This is a genomic window from Caballeronia udeis (genome assembly GCF_001544555.2).
GTDB classification, from domain to species: domain Bacteria; phylum Pseudomonadota; class Gammaproteobacteria; order Burkholderiales; family Burkholderiaceae; genus Caballeronia; species Caballeronia udeis.
Map to the genome: position 1 here is coordinate 1 of NZ_FCOK02000037.1, position 20704 is coordinate 20704.

The following is a 20704-nucleotide window of genomic DNA, read 5'->3' on the forward strand; positions in this document are numbered from 1 at the left end:
GGCGGCCGTAGTACGCCAAATATGCTTGTTGAACAGTGTCAGTGATTGATGCAGCAGCCATGTATAACTCCAATTAGATTCAGATTAAAAACACATGTAACGACGTCGAAGTGAAATGGCTCGTCGTGGTATGCCTGAATCAACTCGGGCCTGCCAAGCCTCCGCTCACATCGAGCGCTGGCGGATTGTCGGGGGAGGATTCGAAACTATGTGTGATGGCGCGCACAAATCACTAAATTTCGGTATACAACGAGGGCGAGCAGGGACATGAGCTGAAGCTGCAGGAAAACAGGCTGGCAAAGGTGCAACGCGCCATTGCCTATTGATTAGCAGTTCGATATAAACAGGAGGGGCCGCCAATCCCGAAGGATTGGCGGTTTGCTGCGACATGTGTGAACCTATGGCTGCCCATTACTACCGAGCGCACAGAGTCTAGCTGTCTCACTAGTGCGAGTTTGTGATCCAAGTCACATCAATTGCACGATGATCCGTATAGCTTTCGGCACCACTCCCCAGGGGGGGTGTAATTGCGCATAGTCCGAATATAGGACCGTCGTTGACCTTGTAGTTCATGTGAGCCCCAAAGACGCAGGGGACCGATGAGGGCACATGTCATCAGAGAATCACGCCTCCCTTGATAGACGTTCTTAAAAGAAGACCGCCTACCGTTCAATGACCTCGCTCACCAGCGCGGACAAGTCCAACCGCAGACAGCGTCCGATCTGACGAACCAGATTCAGCCGGGTAGTGATGTGTAATCCCACGTCATTGACTGCGTCTGGCAACTCCGCCACGCGGTTCTCGACAGCAGCGTTATTCCATGCCATATATTCAGTCGACATAGCCCCGTTACAAAAACTCGCATCAACGGCCAATGAGCCGATCTACGCGTGGTTGTGGGTGTTTTCCGAAGGATAAGTGAGGGTTTTGTACCGCTTAAGAAGGCGCATTTCCATGTATCTGAAAACAGCATGGACAAAGAAAAAGCCCTGACAGGTCAGGGCTTTTTCTGTAAAACTTTGGAGGCGCGAGCCGGAGTCGAACCGGCCTAAACGGCTTTGCAGGCCGCTGCATAACCGCTTTGCTATCGCGCCAGAAGCGGGGACTACTGGACTACGTACGGCAATCCGTGCCTGGCAAATCCAACCCAAATCAACCTGTTGAGCTGGTGCACCAAACAAAAAGGGAAGCTTGGCTTCCCCTTTTTGTTGGAGCGGGAGACGAGGCTCGAACTCGCGACCTCAACCTTGGCAAGGTTGCGCTCTACCAGCTGAGCTACTCCCGCATGGTCCTGCACTTTGCTGCCAGCCACCGGCTTACCATTGCCAATGACCTTCTAAATTTGGAGCGGGAGACGAGGCTCGAACTCGCGACCTCAACCTTGGCAAGGTTGCGCTCTACCAACTGAGCTACTCCCGCATCTTGCTGACTTCTTCTGCCAATTTACTGCTTTTGTACTTCATCGAGCGCTGCGTTGTTTTGCGTTCACCCGACAGAAACGAGATTATGGAGAAGGCCAACTTTAGTGTCAAGAGCTTTGTATGTACCCCATCACTTTTAAACGCTCTCCAATCTGAATCACAGCATGCCGCCCCGCTCACGAATCTGCGGCCATGCGAGTTTCATGTAATAGAGCATGGACCAGACCGTGAGGAACGCCGCGACGTAGATCAGCCAGAGCCCCCAAACACGGGTGTCGATAACGAGCGGCGTGCCGGCAATCCTCAGCGGCCCATAGAACAGCAGCATGGGGATGGCCACCATCTGGCAGACCGTCTTGAATTTGCCGAGCGAATTCACCGCCACGCTCTTCGATGCCCCGATCTGCGCCATCCATTCCCGCAACGCCGAAATGGTGATCTCACGGCCCACGATCACCAGCGCAATCACCGCGTTCAGCCGCATCAGTTGCACGAGCACGAGCAGCGCGGCGGTGACCATGAGCTTGTCTGCTACGGGATCGAGAAACGCGCCGAATGCCGATGTCTGATTGAGCTTGCGCGCGAGGTAGCCGTCGAACCAGTCGGTCAGCGCGGCCAGCACGAAAATGACCATTGCAAGCAGGTTGCGATGGTCCGGGCTCATCATCACGTCCGGCAAATAGAAGACGCCCACGACGAGCGGAATCAGCACAATTCGCAGCCACGTCAGGAAAATCGGAAAATTAAACGGCATGGGCGTGACTCTTATAGAGAGGTGCCATTGTGCCGCGTCGCCTTATATGTCACAAGACGACGGGCCGGACGGCCGGAGGTTGCGCTCAATGCAACTGCCGGTAGATCTGCTCGGCCAGTGCTTGCGAAATGCCTTCGACGCTCGCCAGATCCTCCACGCTCGCCGCCTGCACCCCGCGCAAACCACCGAAACGCGACAGCAACCGCTGGCGCCGTTTCGCGCCAATGCCCTCCAGTTCCTCAAGCCGCGATGTCTGCCGGGTCTTCGCCCGTTTCGCGCGCATGCCGGTAATCGCAAAACGGTGCGCCTCGTCGCGGATCTGCGCGACAAGCATCAGCGCCGCGCTCTCCTTGCCGAGTTCGAGCGGCGTGCGGCTATCGGCGAAAATCAGCGTCTCGAGTCCCACCTTGCGCCCTTCCCCCTTTGCCACGCCGACCAGCATGCCCTGGTCGAGTCCAAGTTCTGCGAACACTTGCCGCGCGATCTCGACCTGGCCCTTGCCGCCATCGATCAAGACGATATTCGGCAAACGGCCGCCCGATGGAACCGGTTCGGCGACATCGGCTTCGGCAGCACCAACGGGTCCAGGTTCAACTTGCGCTTCGGCCTCCAACTCCACCGCTTCCTGCGGCGGTTCATCGGCGGCTCGCGCGGCGGCCTGCGCCAGCATCTTCTCGTAGCGGCGCGTGAGGACCTGGCGCATGGCGGCGTAATCATCACCGGGGGTGATGCCGGTGATGTTGTAGCGCCGGTATTCGGCCGACTGCATCTTGTGATGGTGATACACCACGCACGATGCCTGCGTTGCCTCGCCCATCGTGTGGCTGATGTCGAAACATTCGATCCGCAATTGCGCGAGGTCGTCCATTTCGAGGCTCAGCGTGTCCGCGAGAGAACGCGTGCGCGCCTGCTGCGAACCCTGTTCGGACAACAGGCGCGCGAGCGCGAGCTTCGCATTCGATTCGGCCATTGAGAGCCACGCGCGCTTTTGTCCTTGCGGCTGGCGCAGCACCACGACCTTGTGCCCCGCCTGTTCGATCAGCAGGTCGACGAGCTCGCGGTTCGCCGGTGCGTGGCTCACCACCAGCACTGGCGGTACACGATTGCCGATGTAATGCTGGGCGATGAACGCCTCCAGCACCTCGGCTTCGAGCGCGCCCTGACGTTCCGATTCCGTCGTGTCGTCCAGCGGCGCGGCGCCGGTTTCAGCAATCTCCTCCTGCATTTCATCGGTAGTAGCGTGCGCTTCAAACGCCTGCTCGCGCGCCGCGAGCGTGCCGGCGGGCAGCGCGATTTCGTCGGCCTGCGCATCCACTTCTTCGATGACGATATTCGCCACGCCGTCCACGAAGTCATCGCCGGCAAGCTCTTCCGGCATTGCATCTTCTATTGCCAGCGCCGCTTCCACATGCGTCGGGAAATAGGCTTTGTCGCCGAGATGCCGGCCGCCGCGCACCATCGCGAGATTCACGCACACCTTGCCGCCCAGCGCCGCGACCGCGAGGATATCGACGTCGTTATCGCCGCCCACCTCGATTGCCTGCTGATGCAGCACGGTGGACAGCGAGCTCATCTGGTTACGCACGGCCGCGGCCTGCTCGAACTTGAGATCGGCGGCGAACGCGTGCATCTTCTGCTCGAGCTCCTTCATCACTTCGCCCTGGCGTCCGAGCAGGAACCGTGATGCGTTCGACACATCGCGTGCGTAATCTTCCTCGTTGATCAGCCCGACGCACGGCCCGGTGCAGCGCCCGATCTGATGCAGCAGGCAAGGCCGCGTGCGATTGTTGAAGACGGAATCCTCGCAGGTGCGCAACTGGAAAACGCGCTGCAGGATCTGGATGCTCTCGCGCACGGCCCACGCGCTCGGGAACGGGCCAAAGTACTGGTTCTTCTTGTCCACACCGCCACGGTAATACGCCATGCGCGGAAACTTGTGGCCGGTGAGCTTCAGATACGGATACGACTTGTCGTCGCGAAACAGGATGTTGTAGCGCGGCGCGAGCGCCTTGATCAGATTATTCTCGAGCAGCAGCGCTTCGGCTTCGGAGCGCGTGACCGTGGTTTCGATTTTGCGAATACGCGTCACCATCATCGCGATGCGCGGAGAAAGCAGCGTCTTCGTAAAATAGCTCGACACGCGTTTTCTCAGGTCGCGCGCCTTGCCGACGTACAGCACGTTGCCATGCTCATCGTAATAGCGGTACACGCCCGGCAAGTGCGGCAACTGAGCCAGGCTTTTTTTAGGGTCGAAAACGTCGGAGTCTGTCATGCAGGGATGATGGCGGGGAGCGCGCAGCTTGGAAACAGCGAAATGATTTGCGAAATGATTTTATTGGTTCCCGGCAGCACTGGATTACGCGGGAAGACCAGCAGGGCGCGGCCGAAGCACTCCCGCCCAGGCAAGCCCTTGACGTAATCGCAACGCAACCGTAACGCAGCGCGCCGCGCGAATCGTTATCCTTAAAAACGCCAGTTTAGTTCAATCTGTTGTCCACCATTCATTAGCGGTTCATCGCCGCTCTATTGCCCATGCCGTCTTCATCGCAACAATTGCCGGCTGCTACCGGCCACGCCAGCGTCGACACCGGCGCTCCGGCCAGCGACATCGCGTGCGACATTTTCTGCGCGGTCATCGACAATTTCGGCGACATCGGCGTCTGCTGGCGGCTCGCGCGCCAACTGGCCAGCGAGCATGACTGGCAGGTACGGCTGTTCGTCGATGATCTCAAGGCCTTTCATGCGCTCTGCCCCGCCGTCGATCCTGCACTGGACCGCCAGAGCGCGGCGGGTGTCGTGATCGAGCACTGGCACGCGCCGTCGCGCGCGGGCGACACGCTACAGATCGCCGATGTCGTGATCGAGGCGTTCGGCTGCGAATTACCGGCGGTCTACGTGAGCGCAATGGCCCGCCGCGAGCAGAAGCCCGTGTGGCTGAATCTCGAATATCTGAGCGGGGAGGACTGGGTCGCGGATTTTCATCTGCGGCCCTCGCCGCATCCGCGCTACGCGCTCGACAAGACGTTCTTTTTCCCCGGCTTGGGGCCGGGCACCGGCGGCGTGCTGAAAGAGAGCGCGCTCGATGCCGGGCGTGAGGCGTTTGATCGCGATGCCTGGTGGCACACACGGGTTGGCATCGCTACGCCGCCGCCCGGCACGACCGTCATTGCGATGTTCGCGTACGAGAATCCGGCCATCGACACGCTGCTCGAACAATGGCGCCACTCCGCCACGCCGATCGCGCTGCTCGTGCCGGAGGGACGCATTTCCGGGGCGGTGGCACGGTTTTTCGGCCTGCCGGACTTCCTTGCCGGAACGAAGGCGAAAAGCGGGTCACTGGAGGCGTACGCGCTCGGTTTTGTCGAACAGCCGCTCTTCGATTCCCTGCTCTGGGCCGCGGATGTGAATTTCGTGCGCGGCGAGGATTCGTTCGTGCGGGCGCAATGGGCGCGAAAGCCATTCGTCTGGCACATCTACCCACAAGGCGACGACGCCCATCTGCCGAAACTCGATGCCGCGCTCGCACACTACGCGAACGGCCTGCCTGCCGGGGCGCGGGCCTCGCTCGAACGCTTCTGGCATGCGTGGAACGGCGCGGGCACCCCGGACTGGGAAGATCTCTGGCAAAACCGCGCGCTGCTGGAACGGCGTGCCGCCGATTGGGCAGAGGAACTGGCAGGCGTTGGGGATCTGGCTGGAAATCTGGCGGAATTCGCGAAAACTCAGTTAAAATAAGCGGTTATCCAACGGCTTGCAGTTCGGGGCGCCATCAGTTCCGGACGAATTCCACAGTGCGCACAGTGGAATAAGCACGGTGGGAATAGTCAAATTGGTCAAATTGGTCAGAATAGCCAGTGAAGCGGCCTCAAGCGAGCATTTAAGCGAGCACAAACGGGCCATCGCCCGGGTTGGGGATCGATCGGATCCCTGGCCACGAGCCAGCCGTCCACACTGCAGCGATCAGGCTCACATTTTCGTACAGGACAGTTTTTTAATATGAAGACCGCACAAGAACTCCGCGTCGGCAACGTCGTGATGATCGGCAGCGATGCCATGGTCGTGCTGAAGGCCGAGTACAACAAATCCGGCCGCAATTCCGCGGTCGTGAAGATGAAGTTCCGTAACCTGCTGTCAACCGGCAACATGGAATCGGTGTACAAGGCGGACGACAAGTTCGACGTCGTCCAGCTCGACCGCAAGGAAGTGACGTACTCGTACTTCGCCGACCCCATGTACGTGTTCATGGACGCCGACTACAACCAGTTCGAAGTCGAAGCCGACATGATGGGCGACGCCCTGCACTACCTCGCAGACGGCATGCCGTGCGAAGTGGTGTTCTACAACGAGAAAGCCATCTCGGTGGAACTGCCGACCACGCTGGTTCGCGAAATCATCTATACGGAACCGGCTGTGAAGGGTGACACGTCGTCGGGCAAGGTCCTGAAGACCGCCAAGCTCGCGACGGGTTTCGAACTGCAGGTGCCGCTGTTCTGCGGTATTGGCGACAAGATCGAAATCGATACGCGTACCAACGAGTATCGCAGCCGCGCTTAAGGCTTCGGTCCGCCGGCTGCAACGCCGGCTCGCGTGCTCAAGGTAAGAAAAGCGCCCTTCGGGGCGCTTTTTCTTTTTGCTGAACATTATTGCCAATTCAGGCAAACTTTACCGGACCGTTTCCCGAAATTTCCGGGTGCTCCCTTGCATGGAATGCGATGTTGAGTGCTAAGACCTTGATTTTTCTAAAACACGCCGATGGCATGAAACCTGCTCAGTTAGTTGTAGCCACGCTGTGACGGCGTCGAATTTTCCAACAACAACACACGACCATGCCTATCACAAAAACCGCTCTCACCCGTCTTGCTCTTGCTCTTTCATGTGCCGTACCGGTAGTAGCGATCACTGCCGGATGTTCGTCGACACCATCGCATGAATCGGCTGGCGAATACACCACCGACTCCGCGCTGACCGCCAAGGTGAAAGCAGCATTGCTGGAAGATCCGGGTCTGAAGTCGCTGGCGGTCAGCGTGACGACATATCGGAGTGAAGTGCTGTTGTCGGGCTTTGTGAATTCGCAGGAACAGATTCAAAAGGCGGTGTCGGTCGCACGCGGCGTGGAAGGCGTGCAGTCGGTCAAGAACGAACTGCAGGTGAAGCCGCAATAGCACGCTGAAAACGCTGAACGACCGCGTCGGGCACACGTCGTGCCTAGAGAGAACCGGCTGCTTCAGGAAAACTGCAGGAAGCGCAGGACGAAGACCCCGCAGCGTCGGGCAAGGGCTGGAAGCTGGAGCGGAAACTGACACCATGACGTCATCCCGCCCGTGGCCCACGCCGACGTTGCCCGGCATCGAGGCGTCCGCCGCTGGATTTCGCCATTAGAGGCGACCGGCACGGAACGCATTTCAGACCATTTATACGTTGTGTCCGCCATGCCACACGCTTTGATTGTCGAAGACGATCCCAACAGCCTTTCCGGCCTCTCCGCCATCCTCACGGCCGACGGTTTTTCCGTCGACACCGCGACGACGCTCGCCGAAGCGCGCTCAGCGCTTACGCGCTTTATCCCGGACGTCGTGCTCGTCGACCTGAACCTGCCCGACGGCAGTGGTCTCGAGCTGCTGCACAACCTGCCGGCGCAACCGCCTGGCGGTGCGCTGCCCGTGATTGTGATGACGGGTAACGCGACAGTGGAAAGCGCTATCGAAGGCTTGCGGCAAGGGATCTGGGATTACCTGCTGAAGCCGGTCAACATTCCGCGCTTGCGCAGCTTGCTCGCCCGTATTCCGCGCCCGTACGAATTGACAGAGGAAGTGCGGGCGTTGCGCACCACGCTCCGCGAACTGGGGCATTTCGGCGGGTTGCTCGGCCGCAGCGGCGCGATCCAGCATGTGTACGACCTGATCGAACACACCGCGCCCACCGAGGCGGCCGTGTTGATCTGCGGCGAAAGCGGCACGGGCAAGAAAGTCGCGGCGCGCACGCTGCATGAGATGAGCCGGCGTCGCAAAGGCCCGTTCGTTTCATTCGATTGCGCTGCGGCCAACGAAACCAGCAACCGGTCGATGGAAAGCCTGATGTTCGGCCACGAGCGCGGCGCGTTCGCCGGCGCGGAAAACCGCGAACCCGGCTTGCTCGAGCAAGCTGGCGGCGGAACGCTGTTCCTCGATCAGATCGACGCATTGCCGATCCCGCAGCAAGAAGCGCTGCTGCGCGCGCTCGATTCGCAGACCTTCATGCGCGTGGGCGGCAGCAACAAGATCGTGACGGACTTCCGCCTGCTCGCGGCGACGCGCACGCCGGTAAAAGACGCGTTGGCCGAAGGCAAGTTGCGCGAAGATCTGTTCCTGCGCCTGAATGCATCGTCGATAGCGTTGCCGCCCTTGCGCGACCGGGGCGACGACATTGCGTTGCTCGCAGAGTATTTCGTCGACGAACTGAACCGTGAGAACCACGTGAGCGGCATCACGAGCGGTGCGCCGAAACGCGTGAGCCCGGATTTCATTCGCGAATGCCTGGCGACAGAATGGCCCGGCAATGTGCGCGAACTGCGCGAGCGGGTACGCCGCGCGTATCACGCATCGGGCGATGTGATCGAAACCCTGCGGGCCGATGAGCACGCCGGTGCAGGCGGACGCGGACTGAACGGCAGCAGCGTGCAGGTGACGGTGGGCACGGCGCTAGCCGATGTGGAAGATATGCTGATCCGCGCGACGCTGGAGGCCGTGGGCGGCACGCGGCACCGCGCGGCGACGCTGCTCGGGATCAGCCCCAAGACGCTTTACAACAAGCTCCAGCGCATGAAGATGGAGTGATGAGGCGTTGATTGAAACAAGCCGCTCGTTCTTTCGTTTTTCGAACCAGCGGCTTTTTTTACGGCTACGCTCGCCTGTGCCATCTGCGGTAGAAAGCGCTGGAAACCGCTTCAGCCCAGCGCGCTTTTCACCAGCGCCCGCGCCTGCTGATACTCCACCTGCTCCATCAGCTTGCCCCAGCTCCACGCGCGGCCTCGTGGCCGCATCCGCCGCAAGCGGGCCTGCGATGCCTTCGTCTGCACGAACGTAAGCCGCTCCAGCACCTTCTCGGCTTCGTCCGGCTGATTGCAGATCAGCACCATGTCGCAACCTGCCGTGAGGGCCGCCGTGGCAGCTTGCGTCAGCGTTCCGCCGGCGCGGGCGGCTTCCATCGACAGGTCGTCGCTGAAAATCGCGCCGTTGAAACCCAGCTTGCCGCGCAGGATCTCCTGCAGCCAGACTCGCGAAAAACCCGCGGGCTTTTCATCGACCTGCGGGTAAATCACGTGCGCCGGGATCACCGACGCCAGGGACATGCCGAGCCAGTCGTACGGTTTGGTATCGGCGGCGAGTATGTCCTCGAGCGAACGATCGTCCACAGGCATGGCCACATGCGAATCCGCCGATGCAAACCCGTGCCCCGGAAAATGCTTGCCGCAATTGGCCATGCCGGCGAGTGCCAAGCCATGGTTCAGGCTCTTCGCGAGCAAGGTCACCACGCGCGGATCGCTGTGCAACGCGCGATCGCCGATCACTTTCGAGTGCCCGTAATCCAGGTCGAGCACGGGCGTAAAACTCATGTCGATGCCACATGCCCGCAGTTCTGCCGCGAGCACATAACCGAACGCGGTCGCGGTTTTCGTCGCCAGCAACACGTCACGGTCCCACAGCTCGCCGAGCTTGCCCGGCGCCGGCAAAACGGTGAAGCCATCGGTACGGAAACGCTGCACGCGGCCGCCTTCGTGATCAACGGCAATCAGGATGTCGTCACGAATCTCGCGAATCGCATGAGTCAGCGCGACGAGTTGCGCGCGATCCTGGAAATGCCGTGCGAAGAGGATGATGCCGCCGGTCATTGAATGGCCGATACGGCGAATGTCGGCGTCGGAGAGAGTGGTACCGGCCACGTCGAGCATGACCGGTCCGGGAATACGTTTTAACGAGTTCAAATTGAGGGAGAAAAAGTCAGGGGGTTTTTGTTGCTGTGGGTGGTGCCGGGCTTGCGCCTGTTTCCGCGATCACAAACGACACCGCGTAGTCGCGTTCATCGGTGATCGTGACCTGTGCGGTGATGCCGCGCACCGCCATCCAGTCGGCGAGTTCTCCCGACGCGACAATCTTCGGCTTGCCGCTCGGCTCGTTGAGCGTTTGCAGCGCACGCCAGGTCATCGGCCAGTGCATGCCAAGTCCGATGGCTTTCGAAAACGCTTCTTTCGCGGAGAACCGCGTCGCGAGGAATGCGAGACCGCGGACTTCGGAGCGGGCGTTGCGCGCGTGGTAAATGCGAAGCTCGTCGGCCCCGAGCACCTTCTCGGCGAAGCGCCCTTTCGTGCGCTCCATCACGCCCGCCACACGGCTTACCTGAACGAGATCGGTACCTATTCCGTAGATCGCCATCGTTGGGCCTGAGTTGGGGTTATGAGCGTTGACCGGTGATCGTTTATCGCGAGGCGGTGGCGGCAAGCCGCGACGCCACCATGATCGCCTTCATCTCGCGCACCGCATTGTCCCAGCCGGCGAAAATGGCGTGCGCAACGATCGCATGGCCAATATTCAATTCCACAATGCCCTCCAGCGCCGCGATCGGCTGGACGTTGGTGTAGTGCAGGCCGTGTCCGGCGTTCACTTTCAAGCCCAGGGAATTGCCGAAATCGACACTGCGCGCCACGCGCTCGTACTCCTTCTGCCGGGTGGCTTCGTCGTGGGCTTCGGCATAACACCCGGTATGCAATTCGATCACCGGCGCGCCGGCTTCGTACGCCGCGCGGATCTGCGTTTCATCGGCGTCGATAAACAGCGACACCCGCGCTCCCGCCTGAGCCAATTGCTCGCACGCGGCCTTCACGGCCTGGAACTGCCCGGCAACGTCCAACCCGCCTTCAGTCGTCAGTTCCTGGCGCTTTTCCGGCACAAGACACACGTCATGCGGACGCACGCCGCACGCGATATCTAGCATTTCCTGCGTCACCGCGCATTCCAGGTTCATCCGCGTTTTCAATAGCGGACGCAGCGTGTGGACATCGGCATCGACAATATGCCGGCGATCTTCCCGCAAATGCAATGTGATGGCGTCGGCGCCCGCTTCCTCGGCTTGGAGCGCGGCGCGGATCGGATCGGGGTACGACGTGCCGCGCGCGTTGCGCAGCGTGGCGACGTGATCAATATTGATACCCAGATCGATCACGTTGGCGGGCGACGAAAGGAAGAAGCTCATAGATTTTGCAGGTCGATCAGGATTTGACGGGTGGCGAGCGGCGTGCCGCCAAGATACACGTTCAGCAGAAAGCGCATCAGCGTCTTGCTTTGCGCGGCCGTCTGCGGGCGGCTGTATTCGTCCTTCTCCATGTCGAGAAGGGTCTGGCCGGCGATCACCGGCCATTGCGACGGTACATCATCCGATGCGTCACGCACACCGCGTTCGGGATCGAAGACGTATTTCTGATCGGCGAGAACCGGCTGGCGCGTGATGGTTTTATGCAACGCCATGGCGTAACCGGTCTCACGCAGCAGCACGCGTTCGAAGGAACGCAGCGCATGCAGGGCGGGCTCGCCATGCGCGAGACGAGACAACGTCAGTACGTAATGATTGAACAGCGCGGGATGCGCGTCTTCGCGAGCGCAAAACTTCACGAGCAATTCGTTGACGTAGAAGCCGCATAGCAACGCGTCGCCGGCAAGAGGCAACATGCCGCCCACCCATTCCGCCTGCGTCAAGGTGCGGACTTCACCTTTTCCCGTCCACGATAACCCCAGCGGCTGGAAAGTCTGCAGCACGCCGCGCAGCGCTGAATGCGGGCGCTTGGCGCCCTTGGCGACCAGAGCGACGCGGCCGTGATCGCGTGAAAACACGTCGAGCACCAGGCTGGTCTCACGGTACGGATAGCTGTGCAGCACGAACGACGGCTGCTCGGCGATACGAAAGTCCGAACGCGGCGCGGCGCGCGGCGGTTTTGGGGCTTTAGGTTCTTTGAACTCTTTCGGCGCGGCGGATTTCGCTGACGCAGACGCCGTCCGGCGCCTTTTAGGCGCAGGCGCTGACCGCTCGTCGGTGCTGAAGTTATTCTCGGCGAGCGGATCGGAGTCTGCGTCGGAGGACTGGGTCATCCACGCGTCATTCGTACCCATAGGCGCGCAGTCCCGCTTCGTTGTCCGCCCAGCCGCTCTTCACCTTGATGAAGGTCTCGAGATACACGGGGCCATCGAAGAGCTTTTCCATGTCGAGGCGCGCTTCGGTGCTGATCTGCTTCAGCTTCGCTCCCTTCTGGCCGATGATCATCGCCTTGTGGGTATCGCGTTCGACCAGGATCGTCGCGAAAATGCGGCGCAGGCGGCCTTCGGTTTCCCATTTATCGATAAGCACCGTGCTCGTGTACGGCAACTCGTCGCCGGTCCAGCGGAACACTTTCTCACGCAGGATTTCAGCGGCGAGAAAACGCTCGCTGCGATCGGTGAGATCGTCTTCACCGTAGATGGGCGAACCTTCCGGCAGATACGGCTTAACCACCGTCATCAGACGCGTGATGTCGTCGGGATGCTTCGCGGTCATCGGCACGATTTCCTTGAAGTCGTGCAGCGCGCTCATTTTCTGCATGAACGGGAAGAGCGTTTCCTTATCGTTCACGTGGTCGAGCTTGTTCGCGATCAGCAAGCAAGGCGTGTCATTCGGAATCAGGTCGAGCACCTTCTGGTCGTCGGGGCCGAAACGGCCCGCTTCGATCACGAACAGAATGGCGTCGACGGCCGTCAGCGTGGACGTCACCGCGCGGTTCAGCGAGCGGTTCAGCGCGCCGCTATGCTTGGTCTGGAAACCCGGGGTATCGACGAAAATGTACTGCGCGTCGTCAAGCGTGTGAATGCCAGTAATACGGTGACGCGTGGTCTGCGCCTTGCGCGACGTGATGCTGACTTTCTGCCCGACAAGCGCGTTCATCAAGGTCGATTTGCCGACGTTCGGCCGACCGACGATCGCGACCATGCCGCAGCGGAAACCAGGGGGAGTGGGAGCGTTCATAATGTGTGCGGCTGCGGATTCGGTGAATTCGTGGGGACGCGTGGCGTCGGGATCATGCTGGTGTTCGGGAGGGTGCGAGCTTCAACTGCGAGCTTTAAAGCCTGTGTCAATGGCCAGCATCGGCAGCGCGTACGACGGTTGCATCGACGCTTTCTTCCAGGTGCGCTTCGACCTTTGCTTCAACGCTCTCCGCACCCTTCGGGGCCGTTGCAGAGTGCGCGGCGGGCACGTCTTCCCGCTGCCGCGCGGAGGCTGCGGACTTCTCGACCGTGGACGTTTCGGCACTTTTCGCAGACGGCTTGTCGGCTTGCTTGTCGATCTGCTTGTCAGCAGGCTTCTCGGCTTGTTTCGCGACCGCCTTCTCACCCGTACTATCGGCCTTCGCCGCGTTTTTTTCCACCGGGTCATGCACAGCGTTATCCACCGGGGATTCGGCGTGCGCAACCAATGACTTGTCCGCGTTTTCGCTTCGAGCCGCCGGCGCATCGGCCGCTGCTTTGTCGGCCTTCTCCGTCCTCTCCGCCCGATGAATCGTCGCCCGCTCGGTTTTCTCCGCGCTGGCGAATGCACCCGCCGACGGTTCCACATGCGATGCGCGAATCACCGCGAACGGCGCGGTGGCCGGACGCTCGGGATCGTTATGCGTGTTGCTGCCATGCCCGGCGCTATTGCCGGTGCTGCTGGCACGTGCGCGCTCACGACGGTCCGGTGCGCGCAGATCGAGCGCCGCCTGCACACCCGTCACGCCCGGCACGATTTCCGGTTCCGCTTGCTTGGCCGCGCGTGCGCCTTTGCGCTTCGGCTTCGCCGTCATGGCCGGCGCGGCAGAGGCGAGCTCATCGAGCGCCTTCTTTGCCGCAGCCTGTTCAGCCGCGCGCCGGCTCGCACCGGAACCCGAGACCTTCACCTCGAGCTTCGGCACCGTACATTCGACTTCGAATTGCTGGTTATGCGCCGCGCCGTGCGTGGCCACGACGGTATAGGTCGGCAATGCGATCTTGTGGCCCTGCAGATATTCTTGCAGCAGCGTCTTCGCGTCTTTACCGATCGTGCGCGGATCGATGTGGTCGAGGATGGGCGTGTAGAGCCGCTTGATGACCTGATGCGCGGCGTCAAAACCACCGTCGAGAAAGACCGCGCCGAAGATGGCTTCGAGCGTGTCAGCCAGTATGGACGGGCGCCGGAAGCCGCCGCTGCGCAATTCGCCCTCGCCCAGCCGCAACGACTCCGAGACGTTCAGCGCCTGTGCGATCTCATAAAGGGACTGCTGCTTGACGAGATTGGCGCGGACGCGAGAAAGGTCGCCTTCGTCGAGTTTTGCGAATCGTTGGAACAAAAGCGCAGCCACCACGCAATTTAGAACGGAATCTCCGAGAAATTCGAGTCGTTCATTGTGCGTGGCACTGTGACTGCGGTGGGTCATCGCCTGGCGCAGCAATTCCGCATTGCGAAATTCGTACTGGAGCCGGCTTTCCAACGGGGTTGAGGGCATGGGCAGAGTATAACGCGGGCGCCGGGAGGGGCGAATCCGGCTGAAAGGCCGGAAAACCGCAAGGAAAATGGCGCGGCAAGCGCACGTTAGCCGCGATTCTTCGTGCTGTTTCTAGGCGGCTCAAAGGTGACTTGCAATAACAACTACGCCGCGATGACGCGGCGTAGTGGTCGAACGAAATTACTGCCTGGGTGACTGCACAAAACCACGCATCAATGGAACACGCCAATGCGTTTCAAACTGCTGAAGTTCATCCAGATAAAGAATGCGCGGCCAACAATATTTGCGTCAGGCACGAAACCCCAATAACGGCTGTCTGCGCTGTTATCGCGGTTGTCGCCCATCATGAAATAGTTGCCCGGCGGTACTTTGCAAATGACGCCTTGAGCGTTGTAGTTGCAGTTGTCGCGGAATGGGAAGTCGTCGGCGCCAATCACGAACGGCGGCACTTGCGCGTTATTCAGGATCGCGTTCTTGCGGCCGTCGAGATCTTCTTCGAATTGCTTCGCATAACCAATGCGTTCGTCATCGAAATAATCAGGCAGCGCCGTTTCCGGAACCGGCTTGCCGTTGATGGTCAGCTTCTTGTCCTGATACGCAACGGTGTCGCCGGGAAGGCCGATCACGCGCTTGATGTAATCCACCGACTCGTCTTTCGGATAACGGAACACCACTACGTCACCGCGCTTGAGCGGCGTGCCGCTGGTCAGCTTGGTATTGCTGATCGGCAGACGCAGGCCATATTCGAATTTATTGACGAGAATGAAGTCACCCACCAGCAATGTGGGAACCATGGACCCCGATGGAATCTTGAATGGTTCGACCACGAACGAGCGCACCACGAACACCACCAGGATCACCGGAAAGAAGCTTGCCGAATACTCCAGATACCACGGCTGGCGGAGCTTTTCATCGCGCAGGCGAGCGCGCGTTTGTGGCGCGTTTTCATCGGCGAAACGGGGCTCAAGGCGTGCCTGCTGCTGATCGAATTCCGCTACCGCTGCATCTGCTGCCCGGCGCCGCTGCTTCTCAAACACCAGTTTGTCGAACACCCACGCAATCCCCGTCACGATGACGAGCACCAAAAGAATCAACGCAAAATTCATCAATCGTTTCCGGTTGTTTTATTAATCTTCGACGCGAAGAATCGCGAGGAAAGCTTCTTGCGGAATCTCGACCGAACCGACTTGTTTCATGCGCTTCTTGCCGGCCTTCTGCTTTTCCAGAAGCTTTTTCTTTCGCGAGATATCGCCGCCGTAGCACTTTGCCAGAACGTTCTTACGCAATGCTTTAATGTTCTCGCGCGCGATAATGTTGGCGCCGATAGTCGCCTGGATTGCCACGTCGTACATTTGCCGTGGAATCAGTTCGCGCATCTTCGACGCCACTTCGCGTCCGCGATGCTGGCTCTGCGACCGGTGCACGATGACCGACAACGCGTCGACCTTGTCGCCATTGATCAGCATGTCGACCTTCACCACATCGGACGCGCGATATTCCTTGAACTCGTAGTCCATGGAGGCATAACCGCGTGACGTGGACTTCAGCCGGTCGAAGAAATCCAGCACGATTTCCGCCATTGGGATTTCGTAGGTGAGCTGGACCTGACGGCCGTGATACAGCATGTTGATCTGCGAACCGCGCTTGTTCGTGCAAAGCGTGATCACCGCGCCCACATACTCCTGCGGCATGTACAGGTTCACGGTCACGATCGGCTCGCGCACTTCTTCAATGAACGAAGGCTCCGGCATCTTGGCCGGGTTCTCGACCTGGATCAGCTCGCCGTCGCGCTTCAGGACTTCGTACACTACGGTTGGCGCCGTGGTGATGAGGTCCATGTCGAACTCGCGCTCGAGGCGCTCCTGCACGATCTCCATGTGCAGGAGACCGAGAAAGCCGCAGCGGAAACCGAAACCGAGTGCTTGCGACACTTCCGGCTCGTATTGCAGCGACGAGTCGTTGAGTTTCAACTTTTCCAGCGACTCACGCAGTGCGTCGTACTGGTTTGCTTCGACCGGATACAAACCCGCGAACACCTGCGGCTTCACTTCCTTGAAACCTGGCAGCGGCACTTCGGACGGGCGCGCGACGGTGGTGACCGTGTCGCCGACTTTCGCCGCCTGCAATTCCTTGATGCCCGCGATAATGAAACCCACCTGCCCTGCCGACAACGACGCAAGATTCGTGGATTTCGGCGCGAACACACCAAGATGCTCGACCGGATAAACCGCGCCGGACGCCATCATCTTGATCTTGTCCTTCGGGCGCAGCGTGCCGTTCTTGATACGCACGAGCATGACCACGCCGACATAGTTGTCGAACCATGAATCGATGATCAGCGCCTGCAGCGGTGCGTCCGGATCGCCCTTCGGGGGCGGCACTTTGGCGATCAGCGCCTCGAGCACGTCGGTCACGCCGAGGCCCGTCTTGGCGCTGCAACGCGCGGCATTGGTTGCATCGATGCCGATCACGTCTTCGATTTCCGAAATGGCGTTCTCGGGGTCGGCCGCGGGCAAATCGATCTTGTTCAGCACCGGCACGACTTCCACGCCCAGTTCGATCGCCATGTAGCAATTGGCAACGGTTTGCGCTTCCACGCCCTGGCTTGCGTCGACCACGAGCAACGCGCCTTCGCAGGCGGACAGCGAGCGGCTGACTTCGTACGAGAAGTCGACGTGGCCCGGGGTGTCGATGAGATTCAGGTTGTAGACCTGACCGTCCAGGGCCTTGTAGCTCAGTGCTGCAGTTTGCGCCTTGATGGTGATGCCGCGTTCGCGCTCGAGATCCATGGAGTCGAGCACCTGCGCGTCCATCTCGCGGTCGGACAAGCCGCCGCACAACTGGATGATGCGATCGGCGAGCGTCGACTTGCCGTGGTCGATGTGCGCAATGATCGAGAAGTTACGAATATGATTCATTCAGTGCCGATCAAGCAAAAAGGCGCGCCCAGACAAACGCGGAGCACGCCTTGAAAATGGGGGTGAAAAACCTTTCTATTTTAGCTGAAAAGACGGGCTGACGGCGGATTTTACGGAAAAGGTCCGACTGTTCAGGGACTTAAGCGCGTGCCGCGAATGCCCGGAAGCACGCTTGAGAGCGCGCTGCGCACACGTGTTTCATCCAGCCGGTAGTGGCATAACTCCACCCCATCCAGCACCAGAACGGGCACGAGTTCGTCGTATAACGCTTCGAGCGCGGGATCGGTGTCGATATCGATCCACTCGATCGGCACGCCGAACTCTGCCGCAATCGGCTCAAGCCCGGCGCGCAAGTCTTCACACAAATGGCACCACGCGCGCCCGTAAAGCTTGAACGCGCTCATTGTGCTTATTTCTGCACCGGCGCACGCGGGCGCAACGGCACAAACTGCGTGTTGTCCCCACGACGCACCAGCACCGCGACCATCTTGCTCGGATCGACGTTTTGCGCGACCGCGTCGAATTGCTTCGCGCTCGTGATGTCCGTGTCGCCAATGCGCAAGATGATGTCGCCCTTCTGGAAGCCGGCACGCGCCGCCGGACCTTCCACCGCGTCCACCATCACGCCGTTGGTGAGTTTCAGCGCTTTCTTCTGGTCAGCCGGAATGTCGCTCACCGCAATGCCGAGCGTATTGCTCGCGCTGGCCTTCGGCGGCGGCGTCTTCTTGGCCTCGGTCTTCGCGACCTTGTCCGGCTGCATTTCGGCGATGGTGATCGGCAGATCGCGCGACTCGCCCTTGCGCCACACGGTGATCGTCGCCTTCGTGCCCGGCTTCGTGTCGCCGACCATGCGCGGCAGGTCCGTCGCCGTGGCAACGTCGTGGCCGTTGTACTTCAGGATGATGTCGCCCGGCTGGATACCGGCCTTGTCGGCCGGACCACCTGCTTCCACGCTGCTCACCAGCGCGCCTTGCGCCTTCGGAAGCCCAAGCGAATCCGCCACTTCCTTCGTGACCTCGCCGATCGCCACCGCAATGCGGCCGCGCGTGACCTTGCCCGTTGTCTTCAATTGATCGGCGACACGCATGGCTTCATCGATAGGAATCGCGAACGAAATCCCCATGAAGCCGCCCGTACGGCTGTAGATCTGCGAGTTGATGCCAATCACCTCGCCCGCCATGTTGATCAGCGGACCACCCGAATTGCCCGGATTCACCGCGACGTCAGTCTGGATGAAAGGCAGATAGTCACCGGTGTCACGACCCTTCGCGCTGACAATACCCGCCGTCACCGTGTTGTCGAGTCCGAACGGCGAACCGATTGCCAGCACCCATTCGCCGACCCGCACCTTGTTCGAATCGCCGACGGTAATGGCCGGCAAGCTGCTCGCCTGGATCTTGACGACCGCCACGTCCGTGCGCTCATCGACACCAATCAGCTTCGCCTTGAATTCGCGCTTGTCCGTAAGCGTGACATAGATGGTGTCCGCGTCGTCGACCACGTGGGCATTGGTCATTACGTAGCCATCGGCCGACATGATGAACCCCGAGCCCACGCCGCTGCTCTGCTCCGAATTGTCCGGACTGTCAGGGCTGTTGTCCTGCGGGGCGTTGCGATTACCCTGACTGCCGCCGTTGTCGCCACCCTGGTCGCCGCCACCGCTCCCGCCGCCGCTTCCACCACCGCCGCGCGGTGAACCGGGCGTGCCGGGCATTGGAATACCGAAGAAACGGCGGAAGAACTCCGACATGTCGCCGTCGTCCATACCAGGCGGCAAGCCGCGCAGATCATTACTGCTGCTGACGCGGGTTGTCGTACGGATATTGACGACCGAGGGACCCACTTTATCGACGAGCGTGGTGAAGTCGGGCAGGTTCACTCCCGGCGCCGCGACCGGCCCAACCGGTGCGACGGCCGGCGCCGGCGTAGACGCGGGCGCCGTTGCTGTTGCTGTAGCCGCGTAGGTCGCGAGCGGCAGGCATGCGGCAAACGCCGCGGCCGCGAAATAGGTGCGCAGCGAGAGATTGCTCATATCGTGGTGGGCCGAGGAATTACTTGGAAGGCTTGTATTCTATGGCAGAAGCAAATTGCTGCAACGTGGCCTGGGGCACTTCGCCCAGCAAGGTAATCCAGAAATCCCCGCGACGCTTGACCAGCACGTGTGTCGCGCCGCTATTACCCGCGCCTTCCTTGCGGGAATTTTTTTCCACGGGCTCGACAAAAATCGAGATTGCCGCAAGTCCGTCAGAGAAAACAGCCTGATCGACGGGAATAGGCGGCTGGCCCTCTTCACTCGACGCCATCGGCCGGCGCAACTCACGAATCTCGCGGAATCCTGGAATGGCAGGCGTGATTTTCCAGCCCTGCGCTTCCATATCGACAGGCTGAACGGGCGGACGCACGATCGTCCATCCGGCCAAGCTCTTGATTCCGTTCGCAATGGCAGCCCGGTCGACGGACCCGCCAATCTGAACTTGCGAAAATGAAAGCTGCTCGAGCACCTGGCCGTCAGGCCCAAGCGTCTGAGCGCGCAGCAGGAGGCCGGTTTTCGAGTCGGCCCAAAGCTTGTACGCAAAGCGCCATGCATCTTTCGGATCGAGTTCGATCACCTGGCTGTCGATCCCCGCAACGCGGTCCGGGCCAAGCATTTTGGGCTCATAGACCGTCAGGACCTGATCGCTGCTGGTAGTCAGCAGCGAGGGGAATGAATCCTTGTTCTGACGCTTTTCGACGACTACCAAATGCCGTTCGGGTACGAACGTGTACATGTCGTCGTCGTGGCGAAGCATCTTGCGAGGCTTGCCGTCCAGGCTTTCCAGCGACTCGAACTCACCGTCGCTGCGCGCCGCCGAGTGCGTAATCCGCGACGATTGCACCGTTGTCCCACGCTGGTAGACGAAGGTGCCCTCGTAGTTCTGCTGCTGTGCGGCGTCGTGAATCCGGTTGAGCAGTTCCGCAGCGGACTTGCGCGTGGCGGCGGAATCGTCGCCCTGCGCAAAAGCACTCGATGCTACGGATAACAACGCGGCTGCACAGAACATCAACGCCGGCAACCGCCCCCAATGAGTCGTTTTCTTCAACCGCACACGTTGCATCA

Annotated in this window: 17 protein-coding genes and 3 tRNA genes; 4 read left to right on the forward strand and 16 right to left on the reverse strand. The window is 60.4% G+C overall.

What is annotated here, in order from left to right; translation table 11 throughout:
- Nucleotides 1-1020 precede the first annotated feature (1020 nt).
- The 5 genes from AWB69_RS24045 to uvrC all read right to left on the reverse strand — a co-directional run bounded on the left by AWB69_RS24045 (nucleotide 1021) and on the right by uvrC (nucleotide 4447).
- Nucleotides 1021-1094: transfer RNA gene (locus tag AWB69_RS24045), tRNA-Cys, on the reverse strand.
- 115 nt (nucleotides 1095-1209) lie between these two features.
- Nucleotides 1210-1285: transfer RNA gene (locus tag AWB69_RS24050), tRNA-Gly, on the reverse strand.
- Nucleotides 1286-1343: 58 nt separating this feature from the next.
- Nucleotides 1344-1419: transfer RNA gene (locus tag AWB69_RS24055), tRNA-Gly, on the reverse strand.
- Nucleotides 1420-1578: 159 nt separating this feature from the next.
- The gene (gene pgsA, locus AWB69_RS24060) at nucleotides 1579-2175 is read right to left on the reverse strand and encodes a CDP-diacylglycerol--glycerol-3-phosphate 3-phosphatidyltransferase (RefSeq protein WP_062089334.1); all 597 of its coding nucleotides are present in this window, start codon (nucleotides 2173-2175) and stop codon (nucleotides 1579-1581) included.
- An 85-nt stretch (nucleotides 2176-2260) separates the two neighbouring features.
- Nucleotides 2261-4447 (reverse strand): excinuclease ABC subunit UvrC, encoded by a 2187-nt coding sequence (uvrC, locus tag AWB69_RS24065; RefSeq protein ID WP_062089335.1) that lies wholly within the window; start codon nucleotides 4445-4447, stop codon nucleotides 2261-2263.
- A gap of 260 nt (nucleotides 4448-4707) precedes the next feature.
- On the opposite strand from uvrC, the gene earP reads away from it, so the two are divergent.
- The 4 genes from earP (at nucleotide 4708) to AWB69_RS24085 (ending at nucleotide 8987) form a co-directional block, all read left to right on the forward strand.
- A complete protein-coding gene (gene earP / locus AWB69_RS24070; protein ID WP_082913555.1) occupies nucleotides 4708-5910 on the forward strand; it encodes an elongation factor P maturation arginine rhamnosyltransferase EarP in 1203 nt (400 codons plus the stop codon).
- 261 nt (nucleotides 5911-6171) lie between these two features.
- The gene (gene efp, locus AWB69_RS24075; protein WP_062089336.1) at nucleotides 6172-6729 is read left to right on the forward strand and encodes an elongation factor P; all 558 of its coding nucleotides are present in this window, start codon (nucleotides 6172-6174) and stop codon (nucleotides 6727-6729) included.
- Nucleotides 6730-7001: 272 nt separating this feature from the next.
- Entirely contained in the window at nucleotides 7002-7337 is a 336-nt protein-coding gene (locus AWB69_RS24080; protein WP_075643978.1) for a BON domain-containing protein, read from the forward strand.
- Nucleotides 7338-7604: 267 nt separating this feature from the next.
- Nucleotides 7605-8987, forward strand: coding sequence for a sigma-54-dependent transcriptional regulator (locus tag AWB69_RS24085; protein ID WP_062089337.1), 1383 nt, complete (start codon nucleotides 7605-7607; stop codon nucleotides 8985-8987).
- A gap of 110 nt (nucleotides 8988-9097) precedes the next feature.
- On the opposite strand, the gene nagZ is transcribed toward AWB69_RS24085, so the two are convergent.
- From nagZ to AWB69_RS24140, 11 genes are all read right to left on the reverse strand, one after another.
- Nucleotides 9098-10102, reverse strand: a complete 1005-nt coding sequence (gene nagZ / locus AWB69_RS24090) for a beta-N-acetylhexosaminidase (RefSeq protein ID WP_062089338.1) — start codon at nucleotides 10100-10102, stop codon at nucleotides 9098-9100.
- A gap of 49 nt (nucleotides 10103-10151) precedes the next feature.
- The gene (gene acpS / locus AWB69_RS24095) at nucleotides 10152-10583 is read right to left on the reverse strand and encodes a holo-ACP synthase (protein WP_062089339.1); all 432 of its coding nucleotides are present in this window, start codon (nucleotides 10581-10583) and stop codon (nucleotides 10152-10154) included.
- Nucleotides 10584-10626: 43 nt separating this feature from the next.
- Nucleotides 10627-11400 (reverse strand): pyridoxine 5'-phosphate synthase, encoded by a 774-nt coding sequence (gene pdxJ / locus AWB69_RS24100; RefSeq protein WP_062089340.1) that lies wholly within the window; start codon nucleotides 11398-11400, stop codon nucleotides 10627-10629.
- Nucleotides 11397-12311, reverse strand: coding sequence for a DNA repair protein RecO (gene recO, locus AWB69_RS24105; protein ID WP_062089341.1), 915 nt, complete (start codon nucleotides 12309-12311; stop codon nucleotides 11397-11399). The genes pdxJ and recO overlap by 4 nt, the downstream gene beginning before the upstream one ends.
- Entirely contained in the window at nucleotides 12298-13197 is a 900-nt protein-coding gene (gene era / locus AWB69_RS24110; RefSeq protein ID WP_062089342.1) for a GTPase Era, read from the reverse strand. The genes recO and era overlap by 14 nt, the downstream gene beginning before the upstream one ends.
- A 106-nt stretch (nucleotides 13198-13303) precedes the next feature.
- On the reverse strand, nucleotides 13304-14689 hold the full coding sequence (rnc, locus tag AWB69_RS24115) for a ribonuclease III (protein ID WP_062089343.1): 1386 nt from the start codon (nucleotides 14687-14689) through the stop codon (nucleotides 13304-13306).
- Between the two features lie 212 nt (nucleotides 14690-14901).
- Nucleotides 14902-15795, reverse strand: coding sequence for a signal peptidase I (lepB, locus tag AWB69_RS24120; RefSeq protein ID WP_062089344.1), 894 nt, complete (start codon nucleotides 15793-15795; stop codon nucleotides 14902-14904).
- Nucleotides 15796-15816: 21 nt separating this feature from the next.
- A complete protein-coding gene (gene lepA / locus AWB69_RS24125; protein WP_062089345.1) occupies nucleotides 15817-17607 on the reverse strand; it encodes a translation elongation factor 4 in 1791 nt (596 codons plus the stop codon).
- 131 nt (nucleotides 17608-17738) lie between these two features.
- Nucleotides 17739-18011 (reverse strand): glutaredoxin family protein, encoded by a 273-nt coding sequence (locus tag AWB69_RS24130; RefSeq protein WP_197500305.1) that lies wholly within the window; start codon nucleotides 18009-18011, stop codon nucleotides 17739-17741.
- A gap of 5 nt (nucleotides 18012-18016) precedes the next feature.
- Complete coding sequence (locus AWB69_RS24135; RefSeq protein WP_062089347.1) at nucleotides 18017-19639, reverse strand: DegQ family serine endoprotease; 1623 nt, start codon at nucleotides 19637-19639, stop codon at nucleotides 18017-18019.
- Nucleotides 19640-19658: 19 nt separating this feature from the next.
- The gene (locus tag AWB69_RS24140; protein ID WP_062089348.1) at nucleotides 19659-20702 is read right to left on the reverse strand and encodes a MucB/RseB C-terminal domain-containing protein; all 1044 of its coding nucleotides are present in this window, start codon (nucleotides 20700-20702) and stop codon (nucleotides 19659-19661) included.
- Between the last annotated feature and the right edge of the window lie 2 nt (nucleotides 20703-20704).

Coding starts and splice junctions, on each gene's coding strand:
- pgsA (WP_062089334.1), bottom strand. CDS start 2,175: ATGCCGTTTAATTTTCCGATTTTCCTGACGTGGCTGCGAATTGTGCTG.
- uvrC (WP_062089335.1), bottom strand. CDS start 4,447: ATGACAGACTCCGACGTTTTCGACCCTAAAAAAAGCCTGGCTCAGTTG.
- earP (WP_082913555.1), top strand. CDS start 4,708: ATGCCGTCTTCATCGCAACAATTGCCGGCTGCTACCGGCCACGCCAGC.
- efp (WP_062089336.1), top strand. CDS start 6,172: ATGAAGACCGCACAAGAACTCCGCGTCGGCAACGTCGTGATGATCGGC.
- AWB69_RS24080 (WP_075643978.1), top strand. CDS start 7,002: ATGCCTATCACAAAAACCGCTCTCACCCGTCTTGCTCTTGCTCTTTCA.
- AWB69_RS24085 (WP_062089337.1), top strand. CDS start 7,605: ATGCCACACGCTTTGATTGTCGAAGACGATCCCAACAGCCTTTCCGGC.
- nagZ (WP_062089338.1), bottom strand. CDS start 10,102: ATGCTCGACGTGGCCGGTACCACTCTCTCCGACGCCGACATTCGCCGT.
- acpS (WP_062089339.1), bottom strand. CDS start 10,583: ATGGCGATCTACGGAATAGGTACCGATCTCGTTCAGGTAAGCCGTGTG.
- pdxJ (WP_062089340.1), bottom strand. CDS start 11,400: ATGAGCTTCTTCCTTTCGTCGCCCGCCAACGTGATCGATCTGGGTATC.
- recO (WP_062089341.1), bottom strand. CDS start 12,311: ATGGGTACGAATGACGCGTGGATGACCCAGTCCTCCGACGCAGACTCC.
- era (WP_062089342.1), bottom strand. CDS start 13,197: ATGAACGCTCCCACTCCCCCTGGTTTCCGCTGCGGCATGGTCGCGATC.
- rnc (WP_062089343.1), bottom strand. CDS start 14,689: ATGCCCTCAACCCCGTTGGAAAGCCGGCTCCAGTACGAATTTCGCAAT.
- lepB (WP_062089344.1), bottom strand. CDS start 15,795: ATGAATTTTGCGTTGATTCTTTTGGTGCTCGTCATCGTGACGGGGATT.
- lepA (WP_062089345.1), bottom strand. CDS start 17,607: ATGAATCATATTCGTAACTTCTCGATCATTGCGCACATCGACCACGGC.
- AWB69_RS24130 (WP_197500305.1), bottom strand. CDS start 18,011: ATGAGCGCGTTCAAGCTTTACGGGCGCGCGTGGTGCCATTTGTGTGAA.
- AWB69_RS24135 (WP_062089347.1), bottom strand. CDS start 19,639: ATGAGCAATCTCTCGCTGCGCACCTATTTCGCGGCCGCGGCGTTTGCC.
- AWB69_RS24140 (WP_062089348.1), bottom strand. CDS start 20,702: ATGCAACGTGTGCGGTTGAAGAAAACGACTCATTGGGGGCGGTTGCCG.